The sequence below is a fragment of the Pseudomonas fluorescens genome, from assembly GCF_902497895.1.
In the GTDB taxonomy this organism is placed as follows: domain Bacteria; phylum Pseudomonadota; class Gammaproteobacteria; order Pseudomonadales; family Pseudomonadaceae; genus Aquipseudomonas; species Aquipseudomonas fluorescens_BP.
The window spans coordinates 17798-31160 of record NZ_CABVHQ010000068.1; the positions used below are offsets into that span (position 1 = coordinate 17798).

13 protein-coding genes are annotated in these 13363 nt (G+C 58.8%); 8 read left to right on the plus strand and 5 right to left on the minus strand.

The window, feature by feature from the left end; all coding sequences use genetic code 11:
• Positions 1–46 precede the first annotated feature (46 nt).
• From phnL to F8N21_RS25100, 5 genes are all read left to right on the plus strand, one after another.
• Positions 47–754, plus strand: coding sequence for a phosphonate C-P lyase system protein PhnL (gene phnL, locus F8N21_RS25080; protein ID WP_150644688.1), 708 nt, complete (start codon positions 47–49; stop codon positions 752–754).
• Entirely contained in the window at positions 748–1893 is a 1146-nt protein-coding gene (locus F8N21_RS25085; RefSeq protein ID WP_150644689.1) for an alpha-D-ribose 1-methylphosphonate 5-triphosphate diphosphatase, read from the plus strand. The genes phnL and F8N21_RS25085 overlap by 7 nt, the downstream gene beginning before the upstream one ends.
• Complete coding sequence (gene phnN, locus F8N21_RS25090) at positions 1893–2462, plus strand: phosphonate metabolism protein/1,5-bisphosphokinase (PRPP-forming) PhnN (protein ID WP_150644690.1); 570 nt, start codon at positions 1893–1895, stop codon at positions 2460–2462. The genes F8N21_RS25085 and phnN overlap by 1 nt, the downstream gene beginning before the upstream one ends.
• Positions 2453–3196, plus strand: a complete 744-nt coding sequence (gene phnP / locus F8N21_RS25095) for a phosphonate metabolism protein PhnP (RefSeq protein ID WP_150644691.1) — start codon at positions 2453–2455, stop codon at positions 3194–3196. Before phnN ends, phnP begins: the two co-directional genes overlap by 10 nt.
• A 284-nt stretch (positions 3197–3480) precedes the next feature.
• A complete protein-coding gene (locus tag F8N21_RS25100; RefSeq protein ID WP_150644692.1) occupies positions 3481–3834 on the plus strand; it encodes a hypothetical protein in 354 nt (117 codons plus the stop codon).
• Here the strand turns inward: F8N21_RS25100 and F8N21_RS25105 are convergent.
• The 3 genes from F8N21_RS25105 to F8N21_RS25115 all read right to left on the minus strand — a co-directional run bounded on the left by F8N21_RS25105 (position 3822) and on the right by F8N21_RS25115 (position 6066).
• Positions 3822–4229 (minus strand): winged helix-turn-helix transcriptional regulator, encoded by a 408-nt coding sequence (locus tag F8N21_RS25105; RefSeq protein WP_150644700.1) that lies wholly within the window; start codon positions 4227–4229, stop codon positions 3822–3824. The genes F8N21_RS25100 and F8N21_RS25105 overlap by 13 nt on opposite strands.
• A 34-nt stretch (positions 4230–4263) precedes the next feature.
• Complete coding sequence (locus F8N21_RS25110) at positions 4264–5007, minus strand: SDR family NAD(P)-dependent oxidoreductase (protein ID WP_150644693.1); 744 nt, start codon at positions 5005–5007, stop codon at positions 4264–4266.
• A 273-nt stretch (positions 5008–5280) separates the two neighbouring features.
• Positions 5281–6066, minus strand: coding sequence for an SDR family oxidoreductase (locus F8N21_RS25115; RefSeq protein ID WP_150644694.1), 786 nt, complete (start codon positions 6064–6066; stop codon positions 5281–5283).
• A 244-nt stretch (positions 6067–6310) separates the two neighbouring features.
• Here F8N21_RS25115 and F8N21_RS25120 point away from each other — a divergent pair, with 244 nt between their 5' ends.
• The 3 genes from F8N21_RS25120 (at position 6311) to F8N21_RS25135 (ending at position 9762) form a co-directional block, all read left to right on the plus strand.
• Positions 6311–7507 carry an MFS transporter gene (locus tag F8N21_RS25120; RefSeq protein WP_224788285.1) on the plus strand — a complete coding sequence of 399 codons (1197 nt, stop codon included), beginning with the start codon at positions 6311–6313 and terminating at the stop codon, positions 7505–7507.
• 74 nt (positions 7508–7581) lie between these two features.
• Positions 7582–8556 carry a nitrilase-related carbon-nitrogen hydrolase gene (locus F8N21_RS25125; protein ID WP_150644695.1) on the plus strand — a complete coding sequence of 325 codons (975 nt, stop codon included), beginning with the start codon at positions 7582–7584 and terminating at the stop codon, positions 8554–8556.
• 273 nt (positions 8557–8829) lie between these two features.
• On the plus strand, positions 8830–9762 hold the full coding sequence (locus F8N21_RS25135) for a GlxA family transcriptional regulator (RefSeq protein WP_150644696.1): 933 nt from the start codon (positions 8830–8832) through the stop codon (positions 9760–9762).
• Between the two features lie 21 nt (positions 9763–9783).
• Here the strand turns inward: F8N21_RS25135 and F8N21_RS25140 are convergent, their stop codons facing one another.
• Positions 9784–11229 carry a PAS domain S-box protein gene (locus F8N21_RS25140; protein WP_150644697.1) on the minus strand — a complete coding sequence of 482 codons (1446 nt, stop codon included), beginning with the start codon at positions 11227–11229 and terminating at the stop codon, positions 9784–9786.
• Between the two features lie 386 nt (positions 11230–11615).
• A complete protein-coding gene (locus F8N21_RS25145; protein ID WP_150644698.1) occupies positions 11616–12845 on the minus strand; it encodes a hypothetical protein in 1230 nt (409 codons plus the stop codon).
• Positions 12846–13363 lie beyond the last annotated feature (518 nt).

Below are 13363 nucleotides of genomic sequence, written 5' to 3' on the forward strand. Positions count from 1 at the left end.
CGACCGGGCAGTCCCCGGTCGCCGCCATCTTTTTGGGGTGTGCTTGATGAATACGCTGATCGAGGTCCGCAACCTCTCGAAAATCTTCACGCTGCACCAGCAAAACGGTGTGATCCTGAACGTGCTCGACGACCTGAACTTTACCGTCAGCGCCGGTGAATGCCTGGTGTTGCATGGGCAGTCCGGTGCCGGCAAAAGCACCTTGTTGCGCACGCTTTACGGCAACTATCTACCGGCGGGCGGCAGCATCCGCGTGCGCCATGAAGGCGGATGGCTGGAAATGGTCGGCGCGCAGCCGCGTGAAGTGCTGCAAGTGCGGCAAACGACCTTGGGCTATGTCAGCCAGTTTCTGCGGGTGATCCCGCGGGTCGCGACGCTGGACGTGGTTATGGAGCCAGCCCTGGCGCGCGGTTGGTCGAAAGACAACGCCAAATCCCGGGCCGAACACCTGCTGGCGCGACTGAACATTCCACAACGCCTGTGGCAACTGGCGCCGGGCACGTTCTCCGGGGGCGAACAGCAGAGGGTCAACATTGCGCGCGGCTTCATGGTCACCTGGCCGCTGATGCTGCTCGACGAACCGACCGCGTCGCTGGATGACACCAACCGTCAAGTGGTGCTGGAGCTGATGCGCGAAGCCAAAGCGGAAGGCGCCGCCCTGATCGGCATTTTTCACGACCGCGCCGCCCGTGAAGCGGTCGCCGACCGCCACCTCGACATGACCCCGACTGCCAAGGACGCCTTGCCATGCTGACCGAACAGATTCTTGGCAACGCTCGAATCGTCACCGCAGACCGGGTGTTCAACGGCACCGTGGTAGTGCGCAACGGTTTGATCACAAACATAGATGAGAGCTCCAGCCGTCTGCCACAGGCGCAAGACCTGCACGGCGACTACCTGCTGCCGGGGCTGATCGAGCTGCACACCGACAACCTCGAAAAGCATATGATGCCGCGCCCTGGCGTGGACTGGCCCTCGACCTCTGCAATCTTGAGCCATGATGCGCAAATCGTCGCGGCGGGCATCACCACGGTCTTCGACGCGTTGTCGATCGGTGACGTCAACCCCAAGGGCAAGCGCATACAGAAACTGCCGGCGATGCTCGAAGCCATTGCCTCGGCCAACGCCGCCGGCCTGACCCGTGCCGAACACCGGCTGCATTTGCGTTGCGAGCTGTGCCATCCGGACACCCTGAGCGTGTTCCGCGATCTGGTGGAGCACCCGCTGGTGCAATTGGTGTCAGTCATGGACCACTCGCCGGGCCAGCGTCAATTCGCCCTTGAATCGAAGTACCGCGAGTACTACATGGGCAAATACCACCTGACAACGGTGCAGATGGACGAATTCATCCTCACCCAGGTGGCCAACTCCCGCGAGTTCAGCGACCGTTATCGCCGCGCCATTGTTGAGGACTGCCTGGCCCGTGGCCTGTCGGTTGCCAGTCACGATGACGCGACCCTGGCGCATGTCGAGGAATCGGCCAGCTTGGGCATGAGCATTGCCGAATTCCCGACCTCCCTGAAGGCCGCACGCGCCAGCCATCGGTTGGGTATGAGCGTATTGATGGGCGCACCGAACATCGTGCGCGGCGGATCGCACTCCGGCAACGTGGCGGCGGCTGACCTTGCGAAAGAAGGGCTGCTGGATATTCTCTCCAGTGATTACTATCCCGCCAGCCTGCTGCAAGCGGCGTTCATGCTCGCTGCGCAGGACAATGAATGTGATCTGCCCCAAGCGGTGGGCATGGTCAGTCGTGCACCGGCGCGGGCGGCGGGGCTCAATGATCGTGGCGAGATCCGCGTCGGCTTGCGGGCCGACCTGGTCCATGCCAGGAACCAGGACGGCATGCCGGTGATCCAGCAGGTCTGGCGACAAGCGAAGAGGGTGTTTTGATGGCCGGCAGGTTGATCTATCTCATGGGACCTTCCGGTTCGGGCAAGGACAGCCTGCTTGATGCTGCACGCGAACCGCTGGTCGATCGGGGCTGCCGGATCGTGCGGCGGGTCATCACCCGCTCGGCGCAAGCCGTGGGCGAGGCCGCACAGGCGGTCAGCGTCGACGAGTTCATAACGTTGCAGGCTCAGGGCGCGTTTACCTTGAGCTGGCAGGCCAACGGTCTGTTCTATGGCATCCCGAAGGAAATCGATGGGTGGCTGGAGTCCGGGCTGGATGTGCTGGTAAACGGCTCACGTGGACATTTACCTCAAGCGTGTGAGCGTTATCCGGTGTTGCTCGCCCTATTGCTGACGGTGGATCAACCGGTATTGCGCCAGCGGCTGTTGGCCCGTGGTCGCGAGTCTTTGCCAGAGATCGAGGCACGCTTGGCGCGCAACGCTGACTTCGTCGCGAGCTTGAGGGCGAGCGAGGACAAGCAACTGCGGCTGCTGGACAACTCCGGGCCTATCGAGCAAACCCTGGGTCGCCTGCTGCAACTGATCGGCAAGGACGCGGCATGCGCCTGACGCTGTTGGGCACTGGCGATGCGCGGCAGGTACCGGTCTATGGTTGTGGGTGTTGCGCGTGTGCCGCCGCGCAGGCCGATCCACGGTTACGCCGTCGGCCATGCAGCGCGCTTATTGAGTGTGCTGATCAACGCTGGTTGATCGATTCGGGACTCACCGATCTGGTCGAGCGTTTCCCGCCGCGTAGCTTCAACGGCATTCTGCAGACCCATTACCACGCGGATCATGCGCAAGGGTTGTTGCACTTGCGCTGGGGGCAGGGGCTGGTGATTCCGGTGCACGGTCCGGTGGATCCCGAGGGCTTGGCGGACCTGTACAAACACCCGGGAATTCTGGATTTCAGTCAGCCGTTCAGCGCCTTCGAAAGCCGGCAACTGGGTGCACTTCGCGTCACGGCTGTACCCTTGGTGCATTCGAAACCGACCTTGGGTTACCTGCTGGAAGGCGAGGGGCGACGTATTGCCTACCTGACCGATACGGTCGGCCTGCCGGAGCACACTCGCGACTTCCTGCAACGCCAGCCGTTGGACGCGCTGGTGCTGGACTGCTCCATGGCGCCACAACCGCAGTCACCACGTAACCACAACGACCTCAATCTGGCATTGGCTTGCATCGCCGAGTTGAAGCCGCAGTTGGCGGTGTTGACGCACATCGGGCACACGCTGGATGCGTGGCTGCCCGATAACGCGTTGCCACCGGGAGTGGTGGTGGCTCGGGACGGGATGGTGGTTTGACCACAACCCCGACCGAGCTTGCTCGCGATGGACGTTAACGATAACGCGTGTTTTCTGGATTAACGCGTCGTCCTTGAGGCCATCGCGAGCAAGCTCGCTCCCACAGGGGGAAGTGAATCTTGTCAGATTGTAGTCATATTGACAATGTGAGTAGTCTATATGACTTAATTTGCTAGTAGTCAATATGACATCAAATTATATAAGCCACTGATTTTGTTGTATAAAAAAACTGGCACGCTTTGTGTAGTACCTATAGCAAATAGGAAACCACCAAGGATGCCATCATGACTCGTTCCATTCCCCTCAGTTTCTCCCTGTGCCTTCTTCTTCTTTCTCCCCTGAGCATGGCCGACCAGGTGGTTCGCGAAGTCCCCGACACCACCGGTGGCAAAGGCTATGGCGCGCTCACCGGAATGATGGTCGGCGCAGTCGGTGGTCCTCTAGGTGCGCTGGTGGGCGCCGGTGCCGGTTTTTTCCTGGGCGGTGCAGCGCAACAAGCCTCTGGCCAGGGAGGGACCGCCTATGAAGTCAAGGATGCTCAAGGCAACCTCAGCACCGTGCGCTCGCCGAACGAGCGCTTCGTGGTGGGCCAGCAAGTCACTCGCCAAGGTCTGCGTCTGGTGGCTCAGGAAGACTGAGGATTGCGGATCTCATGGTTCGCCCGAGAACCACGCAATTCATCGGCGTTTTCCACTACCCATGTCCATAGTGGAATCATATGGACCAGCAGGCCCATCCCCAGCTCCGACAACTCATACTCGACACGAGGCGGTACTTCGCGATGGTCGTGACGCACGATCAGACCGTCACGTTCGAGTTGACGGAGGGTACGGGTCAGCATCCGCTGAGTCACGCCTCCCATCCGCCGGCTCAGCTCCGCATGCCGCATCTTTCCCGCGACACCTGACGCATGGACGACACCGAGTGACCAGCGGTTGCCGGCATGGGTCAGCACTTCTCGTTTCAATCCGTCGTCGTCGGCGCTAACAGTTGGATGCGGCTCAACCTGGGGTGAGGTCGTAGAGAGCCGCAGCGGTACAAGCCGCTGTGGCTCGCAAGGTTTGACTCTAACGCACGGTGTAGCCGCTATCGACAATCCAGTCCTGACCATAGACGCCGCGGGCGCCGTTGCTCAGCTGGAACAGAATCACATCCGCAACCGCTCCAGGCTCCAGGAACTTGCCATCGAGAAGCCGCTGGTTTACTGCGTTGGCGACGCTGGTCAGTTCCTCATTGTTCAAGCCCAAGGTTGACCAGATTGGCGTGGCGGTGGGGCCGGGGGAAACCATGTTGATGCGTATACCGAGAGGCGCCAGTTCGATCGCCAGGGTACGGGCATGTGCCTGCAGTGCCGCTTTCGAGGCGATATAGGCCGCGAGCCCGGGAAAAGTGACCTGGGCCAGGAAAGTGCCGATGAATACCACCGAAGCCGGTTTCGCCATCTGGCTGCGCAGGCTGGCCAGGGTGTTCAGAGCACCGGCGCCATTGACCGCCCATTGCCGATCAAACGCCGATACGTCCAGGCCGTCTGCCAGTTGCGCAATGCCTGCATTGGGCACAAGGAAATCCACCGGGCCGATGGTCGAAGCCTTATTGGCCAACCGGATCAGGTCGGCCTCTTGGGTGACATCGCCGCAGATCCAGTGCAGCTGTTTGGTAAAGCGTTCGCAGAGATCCCCGAGCCCGCCGATCTGGCGTGACATCGCCAGGACTTGAGCACCTTGAGCCAGCAGGCGCTCGGTGACGGCCAGGCCTATGCCGGAACTTGCACCGGTGACTACGGCCAGGCGACCTTCGAATTCATTGCTCATCAATATTTCCCCTTGTGGAGTCGAAGTGTGGAAACCAAGGGAAATGATCAAAAAACGGACCAAGTGATTTTGTTATGTAAATCAATGGGGTTTGAATGATGAGGGTCGTTATGACTATCGGATAAGGAGGTCATAAAGACCGCATGCGGTCATTAAGACCAGTGTCGATGCGACCTCCTGTAGGAGCGAGCTTGCTCGCGAAAAACCTGAGAGCGCTGAGGTGCATCTGGCATTTCGCGTTATCGTTAACGACCATCGCGAGCAAGCTCGCTCCTACATGGAGCGAATGGCTCCACCGTCGATCAACAGGTTTTGCCCGGTGATGTAGCTGGCATGAGCGCTGCAGACAAACGCGCAAAAAGCGCCGAACTCTTCAGGTGAGCCAAAACGTTTTGCCGGGATCTCTTGCCGGCATTCGTCCAGGAAGGCTTCGCTGTCCTGGCCAAGACCCTCGGCGGCTTCGATCAGGTTGTTGCGCAGCCGATCGGTGTCGAACGAACCCGGTTGCAGGTTGTTGATGGTCACGTTGCAGCTGGCGATGTTCTCTTGTCGGGCCAGCCCTGCAATGAAACCGGTCAGCCCGCTGCGGGCGCCGTTCGACAGGCCAAGACTCTCGATGGGCGACTTGACCGCGCTCGAGGTGATGTTGACGATACGGCCAAAACCTCGTTCGGCCATGCCATCCACCGTGGCCTTGATCAGCTCGATGGGGGTGAGCATGTTGGCATCCAGCGCCTTGATCCAGGCCTCCCGGTCCCAGTCGCGGAAGTCTCCCGGAGGTGGCCCGCCGGCATTGTTGACAAGGATGTCGAAATGCCCATGGGCTGCCAGCGCAGCCGCTCGACCTGGCGCAGTGGAAATGTCGCCGGCAACGGCAATCACAGTCACGGCGGGGTTCAGCGCGCGCAACTGGTTGGCGGTTTCATTCAGAGCCTCTTCGCCCCGGGCGGTGATCACCACGTTGACGCCTTCGCTGACCAGGGCTTGGGCGCACGCTTTGCCAAGCCCTTTGCTGGCGGCACAAACCAGTGCCCAACGTCCTGCGATGCCGAGATTCATAGGGGGGCTCCTGTGGGGTGTTGAAAAAGGGAAAGTAAAAAGCCGTGGTCACGCGGTGCAGCATAATCCTCAAACTGCCGGCATCACAGCCAGTCAGTTTGCGTGCGCTGGATGGTGGCTCGGTGGATGTAATCGCTCCGGGGAGACCTTCAGACACAGAGTTTATCGATCTGCGTTTCACGCGACATAATCCCGGTAAAGCCCCTGGCATACACTGGTGCTGTGATTCCAAGGAGCCAGGAGCATGTCCAGGACAACCGCTACACGTAGCATCCCCGGCACAGTGTGGGCGTTAGGTTTTGTAAGCCTGTTCATGGACGTGTCTTCAGAGATGGTCCATAGCCTGCTGCCAGTGTTTCTGGTGGGCACGCTCGGGGTCAGCATGATCACCTTGGGCCTGATCGAGGGTATTGCCGAGGCGACGGCCCTGATCGTTAAAGTCTTTTCAGGCGCCATCAGCGATTACTTCGGACGACGCAAAGGCTTGCTGTTGCTCGGCTACGGACTGGCTGCACTGTCCAAGCCTCTATTCCCATTGGCCCACACCGCGGAAATGGTGTTCACCGCGCGTTTTCTGGACCGGATTGGCAAAGGTATTCGCGGGGCTCCCCGTGATGCTCTGGTCGCGGACGTATCGCCTGCGCAGATCCGTGGCGCCTGCTTCGGCTTACGTCAATCCATGGACACCGTGGGTGCCTTGCTCGGGCCAGCGCTGGCGATCGCATTGATGTATGTGTTCCACGAAAACATCCCGCTGGTGCTTTGGATCGCCGTCATCCCCGCCTTGGTGGCGGTCAGTCTGATTGTCGTGGGTATCGATGAACCGGAGCATGCCGGACCAGGTCCGGCACACCGTTTTCGTTCACCCATTCGACTGGGACTGCTTCAGCGGTTTTCTCCGGCGTACTGGCAGGTGGTGATAGTCGGCGCATTGTTTACCCTTGCGCGTTTCAGCGAGGCGTTCCTGGTCTTGCGCGCTCAACAAGTCGGGCTGTCCGCGACTTGGGTGCCGCTAGTGATGGTGGTGATGGCCTTGTTCTACACGCTCTCGGCCTACCCGGTGGGCAAGCTTTCCGATCGTGTGAGCCGCACCCGTCTGCTCGGGGGCGGATTGGTACTGCTGATCCTGGCAGATCTGGTACTGGCTAACGCTGAGTCGATCAGCATGCTGATGCTCGGCGTCTCATTGTGGGGGCTACATATGGGATTCAGTCAGGGGCTGCTGGCAACGCTTGTCGCTGACACGACTCCCGCCGAGTTGAAGGGCACTGCCTTCGGGATTTTCAATCTGCTGAGTGGGGTTTCAATGCTGCTGGCAAGTGGGGTAGCAGGGCTACTGTGGCAAACCTATGGGTCAGCAATGACCTTCTATGCGGGGGCAGGATTTTCGGCAGTCGCGTTGATGCTGCTACAGGTACGACCTAAAAGGTTGGGTATATGACATTGCGGTCGTTATATTTCGATCGTAATATTTTCTCATTGACAGCCAAAACGCATTCACTGAGGAAAGCCGCCATGACCATCGTCAAAGCCGCCGCCGTACAAATCTGCCCCGTGCTTTACAGTCGTGAAGGCACCGTGGATAAAGTTGTGCAGAAGATTCTCGAGCTGGGTGAGAAGGGCGTGCAGTTCGCCGTCTTCCCGGAAACCGTCGTGCGGTACTACCCGTATTTTTCCTTCGTCCAGTCGCCTTTTCAAATGGGCGCGGAACATCTCAAGCTGCTGGACCAGGCGGTCACCGTGCCTTCGGCCGCCACCGATGCCCTCGGCGCCGCTGCCAGGCAAGCGGGGATGGTGGTGTCCATCGGCGTTAATGAACGCGATGGTGGCAGCCTCTACAACACTCAATTGCTGTTTGATGCTGACGGCACCCTGATCCAACGTCGGCGCAAGATCTCCCCGACTTACCATGAACGGATGATCTGGGGCATGGGCGACGGCTCCGGGCTGAAAGCCGTCGACAGCGCGGTGGGCCGCATCGGTCAACTGGCGTGCTGGGAACACTACAACCCGCTGGCCCGTTACGCCCTGATGGCTGATGGTGAGCAGATCCACGCCGCGATGTATCCGGGCTCTTTTGCCGGTCCCCTGTTTACCTCGCAGATGGAAGTCAACATTCGCCAACACGCCCTGGAGTCGGCCTGCTTCGTGGTCAACTCCACGGCCTGGCTGAATCCGCAGCAACAAGCCCGGATCATGGCCGACACCGGTTGCCCGATCGGCCCTATCTCGGGCGGCTGCTACAGCGCAATCATCAACCCGGACGGCGAAGTGATGGGAGCCCTGACTGAAGGCGAAGGCGAAGTAATCATGGATCTGGACTTGAGCCTGATCGACAAACGCAAACGGATGATGGATTCGCGCGGCCACTACAGCCGTCCTGAATTGCTCAGCCTGCTGATCGACCGCACTGCGCACAATCATGTTCATGAGCGTAGCGCCCAGCCTGAGTGGGTAGCTACCGAACCATTGGAAGCAGTAAGCCGATAAGCCTAGGTATCCAAGGGCTGCCGAATACTGTGGCGAGGGGGCTTGCCCCCGCTGGGCTGCGCAGCAGCCCTAAAACAGGTCGCCGAGTTCTTTCTGAAAGACCGCAGTAACATTATTGGGGTCGCTGCGCGACCCAGCGGGGGCAAGCCCCCTCGCCACAAGTTCGGTGTGTACTGCGACGAGATGTGCGGATACTTATGGCCGGGGCGATAACATGATTGCGTCAGATCCTTCATACACACCACCCCTTCAGGTCATCCGGGCGCTACTGTCATGCAACATATCGGTCTCATCCTCTATCCCGGATTCCAAGTACTGGGACTCGCTATCTGTGCAACCTTTGAGTTCGCCAATGTTGTCGCGGACAAACCGGTCTACCAGATCAGCCTATTGTCGGAGCAGGGGGGATCGATCAAGACCTCGGTGGGCTTCGGCGTCGAGACCAGCGCATTTGATGAGCGTCATTTCGACACGCTGATCGTCTTGGGCGACAACGTCATCATCCCGACAACACCAGGTGTCATTGAGTATCTGCGTCGCGCAAGTCCCGATACCCGACGCGTAGCCGCTGTCTGTACCGGATCCTTTGCGCTTGCGGCAGCTGGCCTGCTCGATGGTCGCCGGGCGACGACTCACTGGTTTCACGCACGAGAACTCCAGAGAATTTACCCGCAAGTGAAGGTGGAGGAAGACCGCATCTTCATCAACGACGGGACGATCTGGACCTCCGCGGGCATGAGCGCGGCCCTCGACCTGGCGCTTGCTCTGGTGGAGAACGATCTGGGCGCCGAGGTTGCAAGGCTGGTGGCCAAGCGGTTGGTGGTCTACCACCGGCGAGCAGGCGGGCAATCACAGTTTTCGGTGATGCTGGAACTCCACCCCAAGACCGATCGCATCCAGGCCGCCCTGACCTATGCCAAGCAGAATCTGCAGTCCGATCTGTCGGTGGAAGATTTGGCCGAGGCGGCCCATTTAAGTCCCCGGCAATTCAGTCGCGTATTTCACGCAGAGACCGGGCAATCACCAGCTAAAGCCATCGAGAATCTGCGGGTGGAGTCGGCGCGATTGATGATGGAATCCGGTCGACACTCCATCGATGTGGTGGCCAGCACTACGGGATTTGGCGACCGGGAGCGTATGCGCCGGGCCTTTCTCAGGGCTTTTGGTCAGCCACCACAGGTGATCCAGCGTGCGAACCGCAGCTGAAAAAGCGCTCTCCCATTGCAGTTACTGGGTACCGAAGGAGCTTTTTGCAACCACCAGCCTGATCGACAGACCTTCGCGCTTCCAGTCACGGGTAATCTCGCCACCAAGCTGACCACGCATTGTTGCCTTGGCGAGCAGGGAGCCAAAACCAAAACCATCGGGTACCTGGTCAATAACAGGCCCGTTTCTTTCGTTCCACTCGATGGTAAACAGATCCCCGATCTCACTGCAGGAGATCTCCAAAAACCCTTCGGATGAGGAAAGGGCTCCATATTTTGCGGCGTTTGTTGCGAACTCATGCAACAGCAGAGCGAAGCTGGTGACTGCACTGCCGGCAATCGAGATGTCCGGGCCGGTAACGAAAGCGCGTGATTGACGGTTGTCGTCTCCACCTGCATAAGGCGCGACGATCGTTTGAATCAGCGTATGTAAGGTTGTTGGCTGCTCACTGTTGAGACCATGGGCGATGGTCAGCGCGTGCGAGCGCGCCAATGCATTGAGCCGCGCACAAACGGCGGAGGCGAGTTCCGCGGGCGTCGTGGCCGAACGGGCGCTCAGCGAGACAACGCTGTTAGCCAGCGCGAACAGATTCTTCACCCGGTGATCCATTTCTCTGATGAGCAGATCTTTCTGTTCTTCTGCCTGTCGGCGTTCAGTGATGTCGCGGGCGATCTTGGCCGCGCCGATGATCCGACCCTCGCGGTTTCTGATGGGGGAGATGGCCAGGGATATCTCGACAAGGCTGCCGTCCTTGCGGCGACGGATGGTTTCGTAATGCTCGATGCGCTCGCCTCGACGGATGCGTTCCAATATGCCGGGTTCTTCATCTTGTCGATCAGCCGGAATCAGCATGGCAACCGGTTTGCCGATGGCCTCTTCGGCCGTATAACCGAAGAGCCGCTGGGCGCCACTGTTCCAGTTGATAATCGTCCCGTTCAGGTCCTTGGCAACAATTGCATCGTCGGAGGATTCGACGATTGCATCATGTCTGCGCGAGGCTTCGTCAGCGATTACCTGGTCGCTGAGATCGACCAGCATGTTAACGGCGCCGATGAGGTTTCCAGTCGTATCGAAGATCGGCGAGGGGAACGCCCGAAAGCGAATACGCGTGCCATCCGGGCGCTCCGCAATGGCCTCAAGCCCTCTGACCGGGCGCCGCTCCTTTAACGCAATGGCCATTGGACATTCGTCATGGGGCAGGGGAGTGCCGTCAGGCCAATAGAGCTTCCAGGAACCGCAAAACTCGCTTTTCCCAAGGTCGGGACTAACCCCCCATAGGGTAGTCGCGGCTGTATTGAAAAAAGTTATCAGCCCGTTCGCGTCCGTGGTGTAAACGGCCTCGGGCAGGGCTTCAAGGATGTCCTGCACGCCCATTTCGTGAGTGGCTGGCAAACCCAGGCCCTTGTTTGTGAGGTTATAGGAAGCCTCGCAAGCGGTGTCGGGTTCATCAATCGGCATGTGGCTCATTCCAGACTCCATTACGTGGTGGCGCTCCTTGCTTGGGCTTCACCCTAATCCCCTGATTCTGCAGGAGATAATGCGCTGGAAAGTCATGGAGAAATGACCGTGCGCTGACAAGAGATTCAACAGTATCGCATAGTGAACCAGGACCCTGAATCCTGTTTGAATCAGCGCAGGTTTGTCCGAACGCGCACGGACGACCGGGCTGGCCAGTAGTGACACGACAAATTTAATGTAGGTCAACTTATGGCGGATTGGATTCTGCCGAAAGAATTTTTTTCGAATCGAAGCGCCTATGCCAGAGGCTCCACCGAGGTGCCCGCTCAGCGGTTGATATCCGACAGGCCAGCGCAATCCCTGTAGCCGCTTGCGCAGCGGCTACAGGGGACTCGTCAGAAGTAGTAGCCAATATTGATATTGGTCCGGTAGTACCAATCATTGCTGCCGACCGAGCTGGTGCTGGTAAAACCCGTGCCGTTTTCCGCACTGCCGTAGGGGTTGGCGTTCTTTGCCCAGGTCAGGTCGACCCAGGCGATGATCGGCATGGCCAGGAACTGCGCGCCGACGGTGTACATCTGCGAATCGTCCCAGCCACTCTGGTCTTTCATCATGCGGCTGTAGTCGTTGTACAGTTTGATCTTCTTCAACTGCCCCAGTTTGGGCGTGAGGATGTCATAGCCGATGTTCAGCGAGGCAATGGTGGCTTTGGAGGCAATCAGATACGCTGGAGTCAGGCCGTTGCCGCCCATCAGCACCGAATCTTCGCTGACACCCGCCGGGTTTTTCGGGTCGTACTCATAGCGGATGCCCTGGGTGGTAACGCTCCACTGGCCAGCGTTGATAATGGCGTGAATCCCACCGGCCCAGTAGTCGCCGTCGTCCCTGGTGGTGGCGTTGTACAGTTGGGCGGCAGCCACCGATGCGCCGATTTCGGTTTTCCAGCCATCATGGGTAAAGGTCCGCGCGACCCGGGCGTTGATCTGGTTACGCTTCTCGTTGTCCTGGCGCGACTGGGTGAAGGCGATCGCATTGTCCTTGAGGTCAGCGTAACGCCCGACTTCCGGCGAATAACGTATATCGGAAGGTAACATGCGGGGGAAATAGGCCAGTTGCACATCCCAGTCCTGATCCTTGTAGCTGTACTTCAAACCTGAACCTGCGCTTGAGCCATAGCCCATGAAGAACGGCAGGTGATAGCTCCAGCCGAATTGCGGGTAAGGTTCCAGGCCAAACGGCTTGAACGGCGCGCCCAGTTGCAGGTTCGAGTTGTTGTTCAGGCGGTAACCGACGAAACCGCGGTCGATGGAACGTTTGCCGTCATCCTGGAACCAGTAGCCGACATCGCTGTAGAGGTTTTTGTAGGAGGCCTGCACATCGAGGCGGAAGGTGTCGAAGAGAAACCGACCGTTGTTTTCGGTGGTGTCCCAGTGCTCGTCGCGGTAGTTGGTCCGCAACGCACCGCCGATATCCAGGCTGCTTGCCCCGTCATCGCTGCGCCAGGCAATATGCGGAAACGGCTTTTTCCCGGCAATCGGCGGCATAGGCGCAGCGGGACCAGGTTCACTTGCGAAACTGACGCAACTGCTCATCATCAACCCCAGGCATATGACGTAATTTTTCATCTTGACCTCCCCTGCAAAGTTCAGCGCTACAAAGTGACCGGCAACACTTTTCCGCTTGCCTGAATGTGGCAACTGGCGGGCAGGTTCGAGTGTTGCTGTACTAGAGTGCGGTTGTGTTTTTATTGTTTCATAAGTAATACGGCGTATTGCATATGAACTCGTTGTTGATTTTGCAGGAACTATGCCAGTTGTTTGGCGTTCAATTTTCTTGATAAAAACCCAACAAAAACAATTGTTTATATGGGAAACGCTTTTCTTTGTGTCGCCCGTGAAACATGGGCTTCACAAGGTAACGAAACTGCACGTCATACGTGCGTTCTTACTCCGTGTGGCTTGTTTTGGAAGCGTTGCAGGTGGACCCGATCGGCGTAGGAGCTGCCGATAGGCTGCGATCTTTTCGGGGGCGCCGCAAATGCAGGATCAAAAGATCGCAGCCTGCGGCAGCTCCTACAGGGGGATTGTGTGCACGCACCAGATTGCAGGTGGACCGGTCGGCGTAGGAGCTGCCGATAGGCTGC

Excerpts from the sequence above, each read along its gene's own strand:
- F8N21_RS25140 (WP_150644697.1), bottom strand. The coding sequence starts at position 11,229 with ATGAGCCACATGCCGATTGATGAACCCGACACCGCTTGCGAGGCTTCC.
- F8N21_RS25125 (WP_150644695.1), top strand. The coding sequence starts at position 7,582 with ATGACCATCGTCAAAGCCGCCGCCGTACAAATCTGCCCCGTGCTTTAC.
- phnN (WP_150644690.1), top strand. The coding sequence starts at position 1,893 with ATGGCCGGCAGGTTGATCTATCTCATGGGACCTTCCGGTTCGGGCAAG.
- F8N21_RS25085 (WP_150644689.1), top strand. The coding sequence starts at position 748 with ATGCTGACCGAACAGATTCTTGGCAACGCTCGAATCGTCACCGCAGAC.
- F8N21_RS25110 (WP_150644693.1), bottom strand. The coding sequence starts at position 5,007 with ATGAGCAATGAATTCGAAGGTCGCCTGGCCGTAGTCACCGGTGCAAGT.
- F8N21_RS25100 (WP_150644692.1), top strand. The coding sequence starts at position 3,481 with ATGACTCGTTCCATTCCCCTCAGTTTCTCCCTGTGCCTTCTTCTTCTT.
- phnP (WP_150644691.1), top strand. The coding sequence starts at position 2,453 with ATGCGCCTGACGCTGTTGGGCACTGGCGATGCGCGGCAGGTACCGGTC.
- F8N21_RS25135 (WP_150644696.1), top strand. The coding sequence starts at position 8,830 with ATGCAACATATCGGTCTCATCCTCTATCCCGGATTCCAAGTACTGGGA.
- F8N21_RS25145 (WP_150644698.1), bottom strand. The coding sequence starts at position 12,845 with ATGAAAAATTACGTCATATGCCTGGGGTTGATGATGAGCAGTTGCGTC.
- F8N21_RS25120 (WP_224788285.1), top strand. The coding sequence starts at position 6,311 with ATGTCCAGGACAACCGCTACACGTAGCATCCCCGGCACAGTGTGGGCG.
- phnL (WP_150644688.1), top strand. The coding sequence starts at position 47 with ATGAATACGCTGATCGAGGTCCGCAACCTCTCGAAAATCTTCACGCTG.
- F8N21_RS25115 (WP_150644694.1), bottom strand. The coding sequence starts at position 6,066 with ATGAATCTCGGCATCGCAGGACGTTGGGCACTGGTTTGTGCCGCCAGC.